This window comes from Myroides sp. LJL116, assembly GCF_054871685.1.
This window is the reverse complement of the sequence record NZ_JBTXLR010000002.1, coordinates 158,488-176,383: the sequence shown is the minus strand read 5'-3', so window position 1 is coordinate 176,383 and position 17,896 is coordinate 158,488. Positions and strand designations below refer to the sequence as shown.

Here is a 17,896-nt window from a genome sequence, read left to right as displayed (position 1 = left end):
CGTTATATATTTCTTTCTTTTAGCCAATGGCTTAAAATTTCATTAAACTCATCAGGACGTTCCATCATAGCGGCATGTCCACATTTATCAATCCAAAATAAATCGGAATCTGGTAAAAGCTCATCAAACTCAACAGCTACTTCAGGAGGAGTTACTTTGTCGTTTTTCCCCCAAATCAAACAAGTAGGTACATGAATGTTTGGTAAATCTTTAGACATATTATGTCTAATAGCACTTTTAGCAATGGTTAATGTTTTGATTAATTTAATGCGATCGTTTACAGTTTGAAAAACTTCGTCTACTAATTCTTTGGTAGCAATTTTTGGATCGTAAAAAACATCTTCCGCTTTTTTCTGAATATAGGCATAGTCTCCACGTTTAGGGTAACTATCTCCCATTGCGCTTTCGTATAAACCTGAACTCCCAGTTAATATCATTGCTTTTAATAAAGAAGGATATGCTTTTGCAAAATATAATGCAATATGCCCACCTAGAGAGTTTCCTAAAAGGATAACTTCTTTGTAGCCTTGTTGTTCAATAAAGTCTTTTACGAATTTAGCAAATGCTTTCACATTTGTTTGCAATATACTATTGGTATATAAAGGCAGTTCTGGTAGAACTACTTTATAACCATGTTTTGGGAAGTAGTTGGCAACACCATCGAAATTGCTTAGCCCTCCCATTAACCCGTGTAAAATTATGATTGGAGTACCTTGTCCAATTTCTATAAAACGGAATTTTCCATCTACTTTTAAAGTTCGCTCCATGTAGTTTTTAAATGCGATTTTTAAATTCCTACAAATATAGGGTTTTCTTCAGGACAATGTTTGTAATAAAACCATAAAAATAATAATTATGTTTTTTAGGAGTGCTTTATCTGCTTAGAAAAGGAGCTTTTTATTAGTGTTTTAATGTTGTTTTATAGGTTGTAAATCCACTTTAAAAGGATGAGTATTACTATAATTAAAGGCTAGATATCAAATAATTAGTGTGCGATTCCTTTATAAATGGGAAGTTCACGAAAACTTATTAACAAAGTGGTAGAAAGTGGGTAAAAGTGGTAAAAAAATTGATACATTTGCTAAAACATTAAAGTATAACAGATAAGTGAAGGTTCTAATTGGGACATATGAGTGTAAAATCGATGCAAAAGGCAGGATTTTATTGCCTTCTTCTTTGAAGAAGCAGCTTTCTGATATACAAGATGGTTTTGTATTAAAACGTTCTGTCTTTGAATCTTGTTTGGAATTTTGGCCTATGGCTAAATGGAATGCGATGATGGAGAAGTTAAATAAGCTTAATCCATTTGATAAGAAGAACGATCAGTTTTTGAGAAGGTTCATGGCTGGTGTGAAATATATAGAGTTTGATGAGGCTGGAAGATTCTTGATTAGTAAAGATTTGATTGAGTTTGCAGGCTTATCCAAAGAGGTAGTTTTTTCCTCTAAAGTAGATATTTTAGAAATCTGGGATAAGCAAAGCTACGAGAGAAATATAATGGATGAAGATTTTGATTTTCAAGAATTGGCCCAAGAAGTAATGAGTAATATAAGTTTTGATGGATAAAGAGCAATACGGATATCACAGACCTGTACTATTAACAGAAAGTGTAGATGGTTTAGATATTAAACCCGATGGAATATATGTAGATGTTACCTTTGGTGGTGGCGGGCATTCGCGTGAAATTTTGAGTCGTTTGAATGAAAATGGTAAGCTGTTTGCTTTTGATCAAGATCAGGATGCTCTAGATAATGCAATTGATGATCCTAGGTTTACTTTAATCAATCAAAATTTCCGTCATTTAAAACGTTATTTACGTTTTTATGGTGTCAAAGAAGTGGATGGAATTTTAGGAGATTTAGGAGTTTCTTCCCATCAGTTCGATGTTGCTGAGCGTGGTTTCTCTACTAGATTTGATGGGGAACTGGATATGCGAATGAACAAGAAGGGAGAAGTTTCTGCCTACAATGTAGTTAATGAATATGAGTTAGCTGATTTGAGAAGTGTTTTTAGTTTATATGGAGAATTAAAAAATGCTCATGCAATGGCTACAACAATTGTCGAGGCTAGGGCTGAAAAGCCAATACAAAACACGGATGATTTAAAATTCGTTTTAAGCAGATTCTTGCCTGCTCATAAGAGTGCGAAAATTTTAGCTCAAGTTTACCAAGCTATTCGAATAGAGGTAAATCAAGAGATGGATGTTTTAAGGGAAATGCTAGAGCAAAGTTTAGAGGTGTTGCGACCAGGTGGTAGATTGAGTATTATCTCTTACCACTCTTTAGAAGATAGATTAGTAAAACGCTTTATGAAAAATGGTCTTTTCGAAGGAGAGCCAGAAAGAGATTTCTTTGGAAGATTTACTGTGCCGATGAAGCAATTAGGGAAATTAATTATCCCAACAGATGAAGAGATAGAAGTTAATAATAGAGCAAGATCTGCAAAATTGAGAATTGCTGAGAAATTATGAAAAAGTCAATATTAAGTCCAGCAGATATTATAAGAGCTAAAATTTTGGTGAATGAGGATTCCGCTAAAGTTTGGGCAATGATTTTATATATCATTTTATTGGGCTTGATAGTTATATGGAATACTCAAGCTTATGAATCTAAGGTTTTTGAAGTGGCTAAATTAAGTCACGATGTGAAGATGCTTAGAGCAGAGTTTGTAGATACTAGATCTGAATTGATGGAACTTAAAATGGAGTCGACTATTACAAAGACTTTAGAGGAGCAAGGTATTATGCCTTCGGAAGTTCCACCAGTGAAGATTCATGTTAATATAAAGGAGAAGGAAACAGGTTTTTGGAATAAATTATGGCCATAGGTAATAAAAGTATTTATAGAAACCCTTATATAGTATCCTTATTAGTTGTAGCACTTGCTATAGGGATAGTTTATCGTTTGATACATATTCAAAGTGTAGAAGGCGTTGAACTACGTGCAAAAGCTAGGAATGAAAAAAGGGTAAAAGAGGATGTAGTCCCTGCAAATAAAGGTAATATTTATTCTGCAGACGGGAGCCTTTTGGCCACTTCTGTTCCTGTCTTCGAAATTCGATTTGATGCTGTAGCTCCTAGTATTGAGGAGTTTGAAAGCAATGTTAAACCATTAGCGGATTCTTTGTCCAAGATGTTTAATAAACCTGCGAGTTATTACAATTCTCTTATGCGAAAGAGTAGAGCTAATAATAGCCGCTACGTTTTACTTGCTAGAGATTTAAGCTACACCCAATATGTAAGAGTGAAGAGTTTTCCTATGCTTAAACGAGGTCCTTACAAAGGAGGTTTTATTGCATTGCAAAAAACAGTTAGACAACACCCAATTGGGAAAATTGCCCAACGTACCATAGGTTACGAAAGGAAGTATGAGGATAATACTTTTGGAAGGGTTGGTATTGAAGGGGCGTTTTCTGAATATCTTAATGGGGTAGACGGTAAAAGAAAAATGCAAAGTCTAGGTAAGGATCAATGGAAGCCGATAAATGATGAAAACGAGGTTGAACCTATTGATGGTAAAGATATTGTTTCTACTATCGATGTTTTTATACAGGATATTGCCCATCATGCTTTACTTAAGGCCTTAGAGGATTTCAATGCAGATCACGGTTGTGTTATTGTTATGGAGGTTAAAACAGGAGCTATCCGAGCTATTTCTAATTTAGGAAAAAGCACACCTTCAGGAAATTATTTTGAATCAATTAATTATGCCATTTCCGAGAAACACGAGCCAGGCTCCACTTTTAAAGTGGCAGCCTTATTAGCTTTATTGGAGAAACAGAAAAGTGATACTGCCCGAATCTATGATACAAATGGAGGGGTAGTTAAGTTTTATAATGCTAGAGTTCGTGACTCTAAATGGGGAGGATATGGAAAAATCTCCTTAGCAAGAGGGATAGAAGTATCTTCCAATACGGTAATTACTCAAGCTGTTAATGAAGCATTCAAGGATAATCCTTCCGAGTTTACCAATTACTTAGGAAGTCTTTGGATGGATAAACCTTTAAAATTGCCATTAAAAGGAGAAGGTATACCTTATATCCCACAACCTGGTCAAAAAGGTTGGAGTGGATTAGCCCTGCCTTGGATGGCATTTGGTTACGGTTTATCTGTTACACCAATGCATACACTTACTTTATATAATGCTATTGCAAATGATGGGGTTATGGTTAAGCCTCAATTTGTATCTGAAGTAAAAGAATTTGATCAGACCGTTTTAGAGTTTGAACCAGTTGTTTTAAATCCACAGATTGCTTCTTTAGATGTAATTAAGCAAGTACAAGATATTTTAGTTAATGCTGTTATTCGTGGAACTGGTAGAAAGGTAAGTTCTAAGAACTTCACTATGGCGGGTAAGACCGGTACAGCTCAGGTTAACTATGGTGGAGGAAAAGGAAAAGATATGTATTACTCCTCTTCTTTTGCAGGGTTTTTTCCTGCGGAAGATCCTAAGTACTCTTGTATTGTAGTTATTCATCGGCCAGATCGTACTAAAAGCTATTATGGGGCGGATGTTTCTGGACCAGTATTTAAAAAAATCGCTCAAAAAATTTATACAGATGTTCCTGTTAGTACACAAGTAGATGATTTTGGAGATATCCCAAGTCTAATTGTGGATGATTATATGTATTACGATACTTTAGTTGAGCAAGACAATCAAGATATAATGCCTGATGTTAGAGGTATGTATGTTATGGATGCTTTACCACTGCTTGAGAATATGGGATTAGAGGTAGAAGTAAAAGGAATTGGCAAGGTTAAAAAGCAATCTATTCCAAAAGGAAATAAAATAGAAAAGAATAAGAAAGTCATATTAGAATTATCGTGAAGTTATTAAAGGACATATTATATAAAGTTACTATAAAATCTATAGTAGGTACAACTTCTCTACCAATAGAGTCTATTGTTATGGACTCTAGACAGGTACAAGCAAGCACTTTGTTTGTTGCAGTAAAAGGTACTCAAATCGATGGACATGAGTTTATAGAGCAATCTATAGCAAAGGGTGCAACGGCTGTGATCTGTGAAGATTTACCTACACAGCTAAATCCTGGGGTTACTTATGTTTGCGTGGAAGATACCAACGAAACTCTGGCATTAATTTCAGCCAATTTTTACGATAATCCTTCTTCTAAACTTAAATTAGTTGGAATAACAGGTACTAACGGAAAAACTACTGTTGCTAGTTTGCTCTATCAATTATTTACTAACCTTGGTTATAAGGTTGGTTTGTTATCTACTGTTAAGATAGTCATAGGACAAGAAATCTATTCTGCTAGCCACACCACACCGGATAGTCTTACTATTAATTATTTTTTAAATAAAATGGTTGAGCAAGGATGTGAATATTGTTTTATGGAGGTTAGTTCTCATGGTATTGTGCAAAAAAGAGTATGGGATTTAAAATTCCAAGGTGGTGTTTTTACAAATCTAAGTCACGATCATTTAGATTACCACAGTACTTTTGCCAATTATAGAGATGCGAAAAAAAGTTTTTTTGATCATTTAGATGCCAATGCTTTTGCCTTGACTAATAGTGATGACAAGAATGCTAGTATAATGGTGCAAAATACCAAAGCAAAAAAATACACTTTTGCTTTGAAAAATATAGCTGATTTTAAGGGAGTTGTTCTAGAGAGTCAGTTCACAGGAATGTTGATGAAAGTTAATCAACAGGAGGTTTGGGTACAATTAATAGGGGAATTCAATGCTTCTAATTTATTGGCTGTTTATGGTTGTGCTATCAATCTTGGACAACAAAAAGAAGAGGTTCTTGTTGAATTGAGCAAACTAAAGAGTGTTAGTGGTAGATTTCAATATTTTATATCTAAGAATAACATTACTGCTATAGTAGATTATGCTCATACTCCGGATGCATTGAAAAATGTATTAGAGACAATTAATTCCATTCGTTCTGGAAATAATAAATTAATTACTGTAGTAGGTTGTGGAGGTAATAGAGATGCTACAAAGCGACCTATAATGGCCCAGATTGCAACTGAATTAAGTGATAGGGTTATTTTAACCTCAGATAATCCAAGATTTGAGGAGCCTAGTAAAATATTGAAGGACATGGAGAGTGGTGTTCCTATGCAATATTCAATGAGAGTAATTTCTTTAGAGGATAGAAAGCAAGCTATCAAATTAGCTTGTCAACAAGCTCAAGATGGTGATATCATTTTAATTGCAGGTAAAGGGCATGAGACGTATCAAGAAGTTAAGGGGGTTAGAACCGATTTTAATGATCTTGAGATAGTAACGGAATTTTTAGAAAATTAGAAATAGCAGAGAAAGATTATGTTGTATTATTTATTTCAGTATTTAGACCAATTTGTTAATATCCCTGGAACAGGTGTGTTTCAGTATATTACATTTCGTTCTGGTTTAGCCGTTATTATGTCTTTGTTATTCTCTATTATATATGGAAAGAGAATAATTAATTTCTTACACCGTATGCAAGTGGGAGAAACAGTAAGAGAATTAGGTTTAGAAGGACAAAAGGAAAAATCTGGAACTCCAACTATGGGAGGAGTGATTATTATTTTAGCCACATTAATTCCTGTGCTATTATTAGCTAAGCTAGATAATATCTATGTTTTACTTTTAATACTTACCACTTTATGGATGGGGGCAATAGGATTTTTAGATGATTATATAAAAGTATTTAAGAAAGATAAAGACGGTTTAAAAGGTCGTTTTAAAGTAGTGGGACAAGTAGGTTTGGGATTAATTGTAGGCTGTGTTCTATATTTTAGCCCTGAGGTAACCGTGAGAGAGGCGCCTAGTAAAGATGCATTAGTTGAAACTGTTGTTAGTAAATACGATGTGAAATCAACAGCTACTACTATACCTTTTTTTAAAGATAATGAATTTGATTACAGTATGTTAATTAGTTGGATGGGGCCTGGAGCGAGTAAATATACTTGGCTTGTTTTTATTCCAATCGTTATTTTTATTATTACGGCAGTTTCTAATGGAGCGAATTTAACCGATGGAATAGATGGGTTAGCAGCAGGAACTTCCGCCATATCCACCTTTGTCCTAGGTATTTTTGCTTTCGTATCAGGTAACGTTATTTTTTCTACTTATTTAGATATTATGTATATACCTAATTCGGGAGAAATGACTGTATTTATTTCCGCCTTTATGGGGGCATTGATCGGGTTTTTATGGTATAATACTTATCCTGCTCAAGTTTTTATGGGAGATACAGGAAGTTTAACTATTGGGGGAATTATTGCTGTAATGGCATTTGCTGTTAGAAAAGAATTATTGATACCAGTATTATGTGGAGTGTTCTTAGTAGAGAATCTTTCTGTAGTATTACAGGTTTCTTACTTTAAGTATACAAAGAAAAAATATGGAGAAGGTAGGCGTATATTTTTAATGTCACCTTTACATCACCACTTTCAGAAGAAAGGATATCACGAGAGTAAAATAGTTACCCGTTTTTGGATTATTGCAATTCTATTAGGGGTGTTTTGTTTAGTTTCTTTAAAACTTAGATAGTTATGAAATTAGCCATTTTAGGAGCCGGGGAATCTGGTGTTGGTTCAGCTATTTTAGCCAAAACAAAGGGCTATGATGTTTTTGTAAGTGACTTTGGAGCTATAGCTTCACGTTACAAAGAAATATTAGATAAAGAAGGTATTTCATGGGAAGAAAACGGCCATAGTTTAGATAAGATATTAGCTAGCGATTTAGTGATAAAGAGTCCAGGAATCTCTGATAAAACACCTATTGTAGTTCAGATTAAAGCAAAAGGTATAGCCATTATTTCAGAAATTGAATTTGCTAGTTCCTTTAATAAAGAATTATCTATTGCAATTACGGGAAGTAATGGTAAAACAACAACTAGTTTATTGACCTATAAACTGCTAAAAGATGGTGGTTTAAATGTTGGGTTAGCTGGGAACATAGGCTTTAGTTATGCTCAACAAGTGGCAGTAGATCCTGATAAATGCTATGTATTAGAACTGAGTAGTTTTCAATTGGATGGAATAGTTGACTATAGGCCTAATATTGCGGTTTTAACCAATCTTAGTCCAGATCATTTGGATCGTTATGATTATAAATATGAAAACTATATTGATTCAAAGTTTAGAATCACTATGAATCAAACAGAGAGTGACTATTTTATCTATGATTACGATGATAAAGAAATCCAGAAATGGCTAAGTAACAATCAAATTAAAGCAAAGACAATTCCATTTTCTTTGACCCAAAAATTGTCAGAGGGAGCTTATGTGGATCAAGATAATATAGTGGTAGCTATGGAAACAGAAACATTTGTAATGCCAATCAAAGAATTAGGAGTTGAAGGGCCACATAATGTGAAGAATGCAATGGCAGCTACTACCATTGCGCAATTAAAGCGTATTAGAAAAGAAAGAATTAGAGAAAGTCTTTCTGAATTCCAAGGAGTAGAGCATAGGTTAGAAAAAGTAGCTAAGGTGAATCAAGTACAATATATAAATGATTCTAAAGCTACTAATGTAAATGCTACCTTCTTTGCCCTGGAAAGTATGAAGAATCCAACGGTTTGGATCGTTGGAGGTGTAGATAAAGGAAACGATTACTTAGAACTAATGCCTCTAGTAAGAGAAAAAGTAAAAAGTATTATTTGTTTAGGATTAGATAATGAAAAATTAAAGCAGACTTTTATCAATGTAGTCGATGAAATGGTAGAAGCCAATAGTATGCAAGAAGCCATTGTTTTCGCTCAAGAATTAGCAGAGCAAGGTGATACTGTATTATTGTCTCCTGCTTGTGCAAGTTTTGATTTATTCAAAAGCTATGAGGATAGAGGTAATCAGTTTAAAGTATTGGTAAACAATTTATAAATAGGATAAAAGATGATGCAGATTTTTAGTACAAGTAAGAAATACATGCAAGGGGATTTTACCATTTGGGCCTTAGTAGGACTATTGGCTTTATTTTCCTTTATGCCTGTATATAGTGCTAGTACTAACTTAGTGTATACTGTAGGAACAGGACATAATACTAGTTACTATTTATTTAAGCATTTTTTGCATGTAATGGTAGGTTTTGTTTTTTTTCTATGGGCTGTACATCGATTAGATTATAAATACTTTCGAAGTATAGGCGTCTTTGGCTTACCTATTGTAGTTGCATTGTTAATTTATGCTCTAACAAGAGGAACTACCATTGGGGGAGCAAATGCCAGTAGATGGGTTAGCGTAATGGGAGTTCAATTTCAGCCTTCTTCTCTAGCAGCGGTTATCCTTTTGATGTATGTCGCTCAATATTTGGTGAAAGTTAAAGATCATATAGGTAGCTTCAAGGCTTCATTTATAGAATTATGGATTCCAGTGTTTCTTGTTGTTGGTTTAATTTTCCCTGCGAACTTCTCCACTGCAGCACTGATTTTCTTTATGGTATGTCTACTTGTATTTGTAGCTAAATACCCTCTAAAGTACCTTTTTAAAGTATTGGGGATTGGGGCAATATGCGTGAGCCTATTTGTTAGCTTAGCGTTGCTATTTCCTGGATCTTTCAATAATAGGGTACATACTTGGGCGAGTCGTATAGAACGATATACAAAGAATGATGGCTCACAAGATCTATATCAAGTAGAGAACGCAAAAATGGCAGTAGCTCTTGGGGGGATCTTCGGAGTTGGTCCGGGTAAGAGTGTGCAAAAAAACTTTCTTCCTCAGTCTTCTTCGGATTTTATTTATGCCATCATTGTAGAGGAATTTGGGATTGTGGTTGGCTTAGCAGTTTTAGGAGTGTATTTACTACTGTTTATACGGTTTTTAATAGCAGCCCATAAAGCGCCTACTTTATTTGGAAAGCTATTGGTTATTGGTCTTGGATTTTTATTTACTTTTCAAGCATTAATCAATATGGGGGTAGCAGTTTCTTTATTACCAACAACTGGGCAAACCTTGCCACTAATTAGTAGTGGAGGAACGGCCATTTGGATGACTTGTTTTAGTCTAGGAGTAATCCTTAGTGTAACTAAGAAGGAAAAGGAAATACAAGCTCATAATTTGGCACAGGCTTTACTTAAAGAGAAGGAGCAAGAGGAGTTGGCAAGAATGGAGGCTGTTCGTTTACAAGAGCTATCCCAAAAAGAACAATAGACAAAGAAAAGTATTGAATTGTAATAAAAACAAAAATGAAGAAAGCAATGCGTGTAATTATTAGTGGTGGAGGAACAGGAGGACATATCTATCCTGCTTTAGCTATTGCTAATGAGATTAAATCACGAGATCCTTTAGCCCAAATTTTGTTTGTAGGGGCCAAAGGACGTATGGAGATGACAAAAGTACCTCAAGAGGGGTATGCCATCGAAGGTTTGCATATTTCTGGTTTACAGCGAAAATTGACATGGAAAAATTTAAGTTTTCCATTTAAAGTTATTGGAAGTTTGATTAAATCGTGGAAGATACTTAAAGAGTTTCGTCCCGATATTGTTATAGGTACAGGTGGTTATGCAAGTGGAGCAGTAGTAAAGGTAGCCAATTGGTTAAGTATCCCTACTGTAGTCCAAGAGCAGAATTCCTTTCCAGGGATTACTAATCGCCTTTTAGCTAAGAAAGCTAAGTTAGTGTTTGTTGCATATCCTGGTTTAGAGCAGTACTTTTCTAAAGAGAAGATAGTACTCTCTGGTAATCCAGTAAGACAAGATATTGTAGCAATTGGTGACAAGAAAATAGAAGCATTAGAGTATTTTAAGTTGGATAAAACTAAGAAAACTTTACTTGTTTTAGGTGGAAGTCTCGGTGCGAAGAAAATTAATGAATTAATTGACGAAAATATTGATTTTTTTACGCAAGAAAATTGGCAAATATTGTGGCAATGTGGTAAATTGTACTATGTACAATTTAAGGATAAAGACAGAGAGGGTATCCGTATTTTAGAGTTTATTGATAAAATGGATTTAGCCTATAGTTGTGCCGATATTATTGTCTCTAGAGCGGGAGCTTCTTCGGTGTCGGAATTAATGTTAGTTGGAAAACCAGTTATATTTATTCCGAGCCCTAATGTAGCGGAAGATCATCAAACCAAAAATGCGATGAGTGTTGTAGAAAGACAGGCTGGAATATTGTTAAAAGAGAAAGATTTGGATCAGTTTCAAGAGGTTTTTAGTTCTCTAAGTCAAGACCCACAGAAGATGGCACTTTTAGCAGAAAATATTAAGGCTTTAGCTAAACCATTAGCCACAAAAGAAATTGTAGATAAAATTCAAGAGTTAATAAAATAAAAATATGTTAGTGGATAAAATAAAGAGCGTTTACTTTATAGGAATTGGAGGTATTGGAATGAGTGCCTTGGCTCGATATTTTAAATTTTTGGGTAAGGATGTAATGGGGTATGATAGAACACCTACGCAATTAACTCAAGAACTTAATCAAGCAGGTATTCAGGTAGTTTTTGATAGTGAAGTTAAATGTATTGAACAAAACTTCACTAATCCAGAAGATACTTTAGTTGTTATAACGCCTGCTATTAAAAAGCAAGATCATCCACAATGGATGTATTTTGAAGAAAATGGGTTTACCATTAAGAAGCGCTCAGAAGTTCTGGGGATTATTACAAAGGACACGTACTGTTTTGCAGTTGCAGGAACCCATGGAAAAACAACTACAACTAGTATCTTAGGACATTTATTATTTGAAGCAGGACTTGATGTTACCAGTTTTGTTGGAGGTGTAGTTGAAAATTACCAAAGTAATTTAATAGGGACAGGAAAAACGATTACTGTAGTTGAAGCGGATGAGTTTGATCGTTCCTTTCTAAGGTTGTTTCCAGATACAGCTTGTATAACAAGTACGGAAGCGGATCACTTGGATATTTTTGGAGATGCACAATCTATGCTAAAGGCTTTTGAGGATTTTAGTGATCTAGTCGAAGATAAATCAAAGTTATTCGTAGTTGAGCAAGTTGGTATCCCTGGGATTAAGGTTGGATTTGGAGAAAATTGTGTTTATAGGATAGAAAATATTGTTATTCAAAATGGATGGTATATTTTTGATATTATTACACCAAAGCAGATCATAAAAGGAGTTCGTTTTGCCTTACCTGGAAGACATAATCTTTCTAACGCATTAGTTGCTTTTGCAATGGCGTATAATTATGGAGTTTCTCCAGATTCATTAGTTAAATCTTTGGAGAGCTTTAGAGGGGTTAGAAGAAGATTTTCTTATGTGCTAAGGAAAGATAATTTTGTTTATATTGATGATTATGCACATCATCCAACAGAAATCTTAGCAGTTAGTCAAGCGGTACATGAAATGTATCCAGATAAGGAGATTTTGGCGGTTTTTCAACCGCATCTATTCTCTAGAACCAAAGATTTTATGGGAGATTTTGCAAAGGCATTGTCTAGTTTTGAGTCTGTTGCTTTAATGGATATTTATCCTGCGCGTGAATTGCCAATTGCAGGAGTAACCTCTGAAGTACTTTTAGAGAAAGTAACAGCTAAGAACAAAGCATTGGTTAGTAAAGAGAATTTGATTCCGTTTATCAAGAATTCAAAAGCTGAGGTGGTATTAACCATTGGAGCAGGAGATATTGGAGAGATGGTAATTGACATAAAAGAAGCATTAAAATAAAAAGAATAAAGTGAGAAAGAGTCTTAAGTTTATAAAATGGTTGGATGTACGTCTATTTTTAATAGTAGTACTCGCTTTTGTTTTATATTCTTTTGCGAACCATAAGAATAGAAATAGGGATATTCAAGGCATTGAAATTAATTTTAAAGGGAATCAAAGTCACTTTGTTACTTCCCAACAAGTTAAGAAGGGCATTGAGGAACAATTAGCTTGGCAGGCAGGAGTAAATAAAGAACAAGTACAACTTAAACTTTTAGAAGAGTCGGTATTGGAAAACCTTCTAATAAAAGATGCGGATGTGTATTTAACTTTAGATGGAAAACTGCAAGTTGATGTATGGCAGAAAGATGCGATAGCTCGACTAGTTGAACAAGGTAATAGCTATTATTTAGATCAAGTAGGTAATCAAATGCCACTTAGTTCAAATTTTTCAAAGCGTGTGCCTATGGTCTCAGGTGAAATTACTGAGGATATAAGGCCTAAGCTAAAAGAAATGTTAGATATAATAGCCAAAGACGAATTTTTGAATAATGATATCACAGGTATTTTATTGTTGCCAGATGATTCCATTCAATTAATGAGTAGATCGAATTCTTTTGAAATTCACTTTGGAGATTTTGAAGAAATGCAAAGGAAACTAGATAATTACAAAGCTTTTGTTCAATATAGCTTACAAGATGGAGTTTCCTTGGAAAAATATAAGAAAATAAACCTAAAGTTTACCCAGCAAGTGGTATGTGCCAAATAAAAAAATAATATGGAAAAAGAAAATATAGCTGTTGGTTTAGATATTGGAACAACAAAGATTGTTGCAATGGTTGGAAAGAAGAATGAGTATGGTAAACTTGAAATTCTTGGGCTTGGCAAGGCCAAGAGTTTAGGAGTTAAACGTGGGGTAGTAAATAATATTACACAAACTATTCAATCTATTCAAAATGCTGTTGCAGTAGCTGAGTCAGAAGCAGAGTGTAAGATTAAGAAAGTTGTTGTTGGAATAGCAGGACAACATATACGAAGTATTCAACATAGTGATTATATAAGTAGACCTAACCCAGATGAGGTTATAGGTGATAAAGATATTGAACAGTTAATCCACCAGGTGCAGAAACTAAATATGTTACCCGGAGAAGAGATTATCCATGTTTTACCTCAAGAATTTAAAATTGATGGGGAACCAGGTATAAAGGAACCTATTGGAATGTATGGTAGTCGTTTAGAGGCGACTTTTCACGTAGTGGTAGGTCAAGCAGCTTTGATAAAAAACGCTGGACGTTGTATTAAAGATGCAGGGCTTGAGCTATCTGGAATTACCTTGGAACCTTTAGCTTCGGCAGAAGCTGTTTTAAGTCAAGAAGAGAAAGAGGCAGGGGTAGCTTTAATTGATATTGGTGGTGGTACAACAGATTTAGCTATCTTTAAAGATGGTATCATCCGTCATACTGCTGTAGTTCCTTTTGGTGGGAATGTTATTACAGAGGACATTAAGGAAGGTTGCTCTATAATCGAAAGACAAGCAGAGATTTTAAAAGTGAAATTTGGATCTGCTTGGCCAGGAGAAAATAAGGATAACGAAATCGTTATGATTCCTGGGCTAAGAGGTAAGGAACCAAAAGAGATATCTTTGAAAAATCTTTCTAAGATTATTCATGCTAGAGTAGATGAGATTATACAGTTAGTATTCTCAGAAATTAAGAGCTATGGTTATGAAAATCCGCAAAAAAAATTAATAGCTGGTATTGTTTTAACTGGAGGAGGTTCTGAATTAAAGCATATAAAGCAATTAGTAGAATATATTACAGGAATAGATACTCGTATTGGGTATCCAAATGAACACCTAGCTGGAGATTCCAATCCTGAAATTTCTAGTCCTCTTTATGCTACGGCAGTAGGATTAGTGATGGAAAGTGATCGTAACGCAGTTATGGGGGCAATTTCATTAGATGAATTGAAATTGATGATGGAACAAGAACTAGCAGAAAAGCAAGAACAAGAAAAGTTGCAAGCTCAAGCAGAATTGGAACTTAAAATGCAACATGAAGCTAGTTTGAAACAGCAGGAATCTTTGGAAAAAGATCAACAAGCTGCCAAAGAAGAAGAAGAGATGCAAAACACTACTTCAGAGACTTCTAAAGAAGAGGTGGAAGAACCTGAGGTTACTACTACGGTAGAGCGTTTTGAACGAAAGTTTTTAGGAAACTTCGTAAGAAAGATTAGAGAATTTATTGAAAAGCAAGAATAAAAACGATACGTATATGGAGAATACAGATTTCGGAGGAATACAATTCGATTTACCAAAAAATCAATCAAATGTGATTAAGGTAATTGGTGTAGGTGGGGGAGGTAGCAATGCTATCAACCACATGTTTAAACAGGGTATTAAAGGGGTTGATTTTATAGTTTGTAATACAGATTCACAAGCTTTAGATAATAGTACTGTACCAAATAAAATCCAGTTAGGGGTAAACTTAACGGAAGGACTTGGTGCTGGATCTAATCCAGAAGTAGGACAGCAATCCGCTTTAGAAAGTATTGAAGATATTGAGAAAATGCTAGATGGGAATACTAAAATGGTATTCATTACTGCTGGTATGGGTGGTGGTACTGGTACCGGTGCTGCTCCTGTAATTGCTCAACTTTCTAAAGAACGCGACATCTTGACTGTAGGTATTGTTACTATTCCTTTTCAATTTGAAGGGAAAGTTCGTATTGATCAGGCTTTCAAAGGAGTAGATAGATTGCGTAAGCAAGTGGATTCTTTAGTGGTAATTAATAATAATAAGCTAAGAGAAGTCTATGGTAACTTAGGTTTCAAAGCTGGTTTCTCCAAAGCCGATGAAGTATTATCCACTGCAGCTAGAGGAATAGCGGAGGTAATTACTCATCACTATACGCAAAATATCGATTTAAAGGATGCTAAGACAGTTCTTTCTGATAGTGGTACTGCCATTATGGGATCAGCAACTGCTTCAGGTGAAAACCGTGCAAAAGAAGCAATTGTTGCAGCTCTTCATTCTCCATTGTTAAATGATAATAAGATTACTGGGGCTAAAAACGTTTTACTTTTAATCGTTTCAGGTACAAGTGAAATTACTTTAGATGAAATAGGTGAAATCAATGATCATATTCAAACAGAAGCTGGACATAATGCTAATATCATTATGGGAGTTGGTGAAGATGAGAGTTTAGGTGAAGCTGTTGCAGTAACTATTATCGCTACTGGTTTTAATATTGAGCAACAGACAACTATTGCAACTCCAGGTAAACCAGATACCATTATTCACGTTTTAGGTGGAGACGAAACAAAAGTTCAAAGAGAATTAAACGTCGGGGGTCAAGCTGCAGTATTAGGGGCTTCTTCTCCTGATCAACCTTTACATAGAGCAGAGCAATCAAGTGAAGTACAAGTAGAGGAGCAAGAGCAAGTAAAAATTTACTATCCTTTTGCAGAAGATACTCCAAAAGAGAAAGAAATATTAACACAAGCAAGTTCAGAGGCTAGTGCTGAGGTAAAAGCGGTAGAGGATATTGAAGATCAACCTATCAGTGAATCTTTACCAAGCGAATCTTTAAATAATGCAGTAGATAATCCTAATGGATTAGATTCTTTTTTCAAAATTGTTTCACCTTCTAGTGAAGTTGAAAATGAAAGTAAAGAACAAACGATAGAGCAAGTTGTAAATACTTCTAACCTAAAGAGTAATGAAACTAGCGATATAAGAGATATAAAAGTAGTCGAGCCAGAAATTGTACTTGCTAATTCAGCAGCAGCAGCAGCAGAGGCAACTATTAATAAGCTTGATGTAAAGAAAGCTCCTATTCAACAAAACAACACTACAAGTGTTTTAGATGTTGAGCACAAACAAGATCATCAAGTGCAGTCTCTTGGAGCTAAAGTGAATTTAACAGAGGATGCTCCGGAACCAACAAAAACAGAGGATGTTGTTTATTTTACTTTAGAGGACAATCTAGAGAAAGAACAAGAAGTAGCTACAGCTAAGCCTACATCTCCTCATGTTGAAGATATTGCTCAAGGATTTGAATTAGGTGTTTCTTCTAAAAATGAGATTGAGCAAGCAAAGGAATTAGAAGAATTAGCGGCTAATTTTGATGAGTTTGAAAATGATGAGGTTAATCCATTAGAGATGAGTTTAGAAGAATATAGTCTTCGTTCTCGCACTGCAGAGCGCAGAAAGAAAATGAAAGACTTTAATTATAAATTCAATACGGATGCTAGCAATAGTTTAGTAGACAAAATGGATGCTGAACCAGCATACAAACGAACTGGGATTAGCTTAGAATCTACATCTACAGATAGCAGCGATAAATCTCGTCTAAGCGTTAGTGTAGATAGTAATAATGATACTAAATTAAGAAGTAATAATTCTTTTTTACATGATAATGTAGATTAAAGAAATCTTAAATATTAGAGATAAGCCTGAAAAAAATCTTTCTTTTTCAGGCTTTTTTATATATTTGCAAATCTAAAAATGGATGTCATGAGTTTACAATCTAAGATTACCGATGCGATAAAAAGTGCAATGAAAGCTAAAGATACTTTAGCATTAGAATCACTAAGAGCGATTAAATCTGAGTTATTATTAGCTCAAACTCAGGCTGGGGCTCAACAAGAATTAAATGATGAGCAAGAAATTAAAATACTTCAAAGATTAGTGAAGCAAAGAAGAGACAGTGCTGCTATTTTTACTGAACAAGGTAGAGCAGATTTAGCTGAGCCGGAAATTGCGCAAGCTGTAATTATTGAAGGGTTTTTACCAAAGCAATTAACACCTCAAGAAGTTGAACAAATTATAAAGACCATTATCTTAGAAGGTGATTTTTCTTCTATGGCTTCTATGGGGCAGGTAATGGGATTAGCTTCTAAAGAATTAGCTGGTAAAGCAGATGGAAAGACTATTTCAACTATCGTTAAAGCGTTGTTGACAAAATAAAAAAATGGACTGTCCGTGTAGTTCAACTGGATAGAATATCAGATTTCGGCTCTGAGGGCTGGGGGTTCGAGCCCCTCCGCGGACGCAAACGTAGGTTTATTAAAGTTTTAGCGATTTGTATTTAAACTAACACAAATCGCTTGTAACCTACAGTATCATAGAGTTTAATGAGTTCTCTAAAAAAATATCATCTCCTAAATTTTCAAAAGTATATTCTGGTACTTGCCAGAGCTCTTAATGAATTCTATAGGAAGCTAAGTAGAGTACTGAGCTTTTATAGTTCCTTTTTTAAAGGGAAATTTTCCTTTGGATTAAATCTATCCTTCTTTTACTGACTTTTCTTTGTTTATTTTTTACTCTATGTA

At 34.7% G+C, this 17,896-nt stretch carries 15 protein-coding genes and 1 tRNA gene; 15 read left to right on the top strand and 1 reads right to left on the bottom strand.

Going from position 1 to position 17,896, the window contains the following annotated elements:
• Positions 1–2 precede the first annotated feature (2 nt).
• Positions 3–767, bottom strand: a complete 765-nt coding sequence (locus ACYSNM_RS02890; protein WP_461755539.1) for an alpha/beta fold hydrolase — start codon at positions 765–767, stop codon at positions 3–5.
• Between the two features lie 340 nt (positions 768–1,107).
• Between ACYSNM_RS02890 and mraZ the strand changes: the two genes are divergently transcribed.
• The 15 genes from mraZ to ACYSNM_RS02815 all read left to right on the top strand — a co-directional run bounded on the left by mraZ (position 1,108) and on the right by ACYSNM_RS02815 (position 17,616).
• Positions 1,108–1,566: a division/cell wall cluster transcriptional repressor MraZ gene (gene mraZ, locus ACYSNM_RS02885; protein WP_461755538.1), complete on the top strand. Its 459-nt coding sequence runs from the start codon at positions 1,108–1,110 to the stop codon at positions 1,564–1,566.
• Positions 1,559–2,470 (top strand): 16S rRNA (cytosine(1402)-N(4))-methyltransferase RsmH, encoded by a 912-nt coding sequence (rsmH, locus tag ACYSNM_RS02880; protein ID WP_461755537.1) that lies wholly within the window; start codon positions 1,559–1,561, stop codon positions 2,468–2,470. Before mraZ ends, rsmH begins: the two co-directional genes overlap by 8 nt.
• A complete protein-coding gene (locus ACYSNM_RS02875) occupies positions 2,467–2,826 on the top strand; it encodes an FtsL-like putative cell division protein (RefSeq protein WP_461753496.1) in 360 nt (119 codons plus the stop codon). The genes rsmH and ACYSNM_RS02875 overlap by 4 nt, the downstream gene beginning before the upstream one ends.
• Positions 2,817–4,826, top strand: coding sequence for a penicillin-binding protein (locus tag ACYSNM_RS02870; RefSeq protein WP_461755536.1), 2,010 nt, complete (start codon positions 2,817–2,819; stop codon positions 4,824–4,826). The genes ACYSNM_RS02875 and ACYSNM_RS02870 overlap by 10 nt, the downstream gene beginning before the upstream one ends.
• Positions 4,823–6,277: a UDP-N-acetylmuramoyl-L-alanyl-D-glutamate--2,6-diaminopimelate ligase gene (locus tag ACYSNM_RS02865; RefSeq protein ID WP_461755535.1), complete on the top strand. Its 1,455-nt coding sequence runs from the start codon at positions 4,823–4,825 to the stop codon at positions 6,275–6,277. The genes ACYSNM_RS02870 and ACYSNM_RS02865 overlap by 4 nt, the downstream gene beginning before the upstream one ends.
• An 18-nt stretch (positions 6,278–6,295) precedes the next feature.
• Complete coding sequence (gene mraY, locus ACYSNM_RS02860) at positions 6,296–7,507, top strand: phospho-N-acetylmuramoyl-pentapeptide-transferase (protein WP_461755534.1); 1,212 nt, start codon at positions 6,296–6,298, stop codon at positions 7,505–7,507.
• 2 nt (positions 7,508–7,509) lie between these two features.
• Positions 7,510–8,841 (top strand): UDP-N-acetylmuramoyl-L-alanine--D-glutamate ligase, encoded by a 1,332-nt coding sequence (gene murD, locus ACYSNM_RS02855; RefSeq protein WP_461755533.1) that lies wholly within the window; start codon positions 7,510–7,512, stop codon positions 8,839–8,841.
• A gap of 12 nt (positions 8,842–8,853) precedes the next feature.
• Positions 8,854–10,107, top strand: coding sequence for an FtsW/RodA/SpoVE family cell cycle protein (locus ACYSNM_RS02850; RefSeq protein WP_461755532.1), 1,254 nt, complete (start codon positions 8,854–8,856; stop codon positions 10,105–10,107).
• Positions 10,108–10,142: 35 nt separating this feature from the next.
• Entirely contained in the window at positions 10,143–11,231 is a 1,089-nt protein-coding gene (murG, locus tag ACYSNM_RS02845; protein WP_461755531.1) for an undecaprenyldiphospho-muramoylpentapeptide beta-N-acetylglucosaminyltransferase, read from the top strand.
• A gap of 4 nt (positions 11,232–11,235) precedes the next feature.
• Positions 11,236–12,582: a UDP-N-acetylmuramate--L-alanine ligase gene (murC, locus tag ACYSNM_RS02840; protein WP_461755530.1), complete on the top strand. Its 1,347-nt coding sequence runs from the start codon at positions 11,236–11,238 to the stop codon at positions 12,580–12,582.
• Between the two features lie 10 nt (positions 12,583–12,592).
• Positions 12,593–13,330 carry a cell division protein FtsQ/DivIB gene (locus tag ACYSNM_RS02835; protein WP_461755529.1) on the top strand — a complete coding sequence of 246 codons (738 nt, stop codon included), beginning with the start codon at positions 12,593–12,595 and terminating at the stop codon, positions 13,328–13,330.
• A 9-nt stretch (positions 13,331–13,339) separates the two neighbouring features.
• Positions 13,340–14,821: a cell division protein FtsA gene (gene ftsA / locus ACYSNM_RS02830; RefSeq protein WP_461755528.1), complete on the top strand. Its 1,482-nt coding sequence runs from the start codon at positions 13,340–13,342 to the stop codon at positions 14,819–14,821.
• Between the two features lie 13 nt (positions 14,822–14,834).
• Positions 14,835–16,991 carry a cell division protein FtsZ gene (gene ftsZ / locus ACYSNM_RS02825; protein WP_461755527.1) on the top strand — a complete coding sequence of 719 codons (2,157 nt, stop codon included), beginning with the start codon at positions 14,835–14,837 and terminating at the stop codon, positions 16,989–16,991.
• 87 nt (positions 16,992–17,078) lie between these two features.
• Positions 17,079–17,531: a GatB/YqeY domain-containing protein gene (locus ACYSNM_RS02820; protein WP_461755526.1), complete on the top strand. Its 453-nt coding sequence runs from the start codon at positions 17,079–17,081 to the stop codon at positions 17,529–17,531.
• 11 nt (positions 17,532–17,542) lie between these two features.
• A tRNA-Arg gene (locus tag ACYSNM_RS02815) sits at positions 17,543–17,616 on the top strand.
• The last annotated feature ends 280 nt before the right edge of the window (positions 17,617–17,896 follow it).

Coding starts and splice junctions, on each gene's coding strand:
- ACYSNM_RS02890 (WP_461755539.1), bottom strand. CDS start 767: ATGGAGCGAACTTTAAAAGTAGATGGAAAATTCCGTTTTATAGAAATT.
- rsmH (WP_461755537.1), top strand. CDS start 1,559: ATGGATAAAGAGCAATACGGATATCACAGACCTGTACTATTAACAGAA.
- ACYSNM_RS02875 (WP_461753496.1), top strand. CDS start 2,467: ATGAAAAAGTCAATATTAAGTCCAGCAGATATTATAAGAGCTAAAATT.
- ACYSNM_RS02870 (WP_461755536.1), top strand. CDS start 2,817: ATGGCCATAGGTAATAAAAGTATTTATAGAAACCCTTATATAGTATCC.
- mraY (WP_461755534.1), top strand. CDS start 6,296: ATGTTGTATTATTTATTTCAGTATTTAGACCAATTTGTTAATATCCCT.
- murD (WP_461755533.1), top strand. CDS start 7,510: ATGAAATTAGCCATTTTAGGAGCCGGGGAATCTGGTGTTGGTTCAGCT.
- ACYSNM_RS02850 (WP_461755532.1), top strand. CDS start 8,854: ATGATGCAGATTTTTAGTACAAGTAAGAAATACATGCAAGGGGATTTT.
- murG (WP_461755531.1), top strand. CDS start 10,143: ATGAAGAAAGCAATGCGTGTAATTATTAGTGGTGGAGGAACAGGAGGA.
- murC (WP_461755530.1), top strand. CDS start 11,236: ATGTTAGTGGATAAAATAAAGAGCGTTTACTTTATAGGAATTGGAGGT.
- ftsA (WP_461755528.1), top strand. CDS start 13,340: ATGGAAAAAGAAAATATAGCTGTTGGTTTAGATATTGGAACAACAAAG.
- ftsZ (WP_461755527.1), top strand. CDS start 14,835: ATGGAGAATACAGATTTCGGAGGAATACAATTCGATTTACCAAAAAAT.
- ACYSNM_RS02820 (WP_461755526.1), top strand. CDS start 17,079: ATGAGTTTACAATCTAAGATTACCGATGCGATAAAAAGTGCAATGAAA.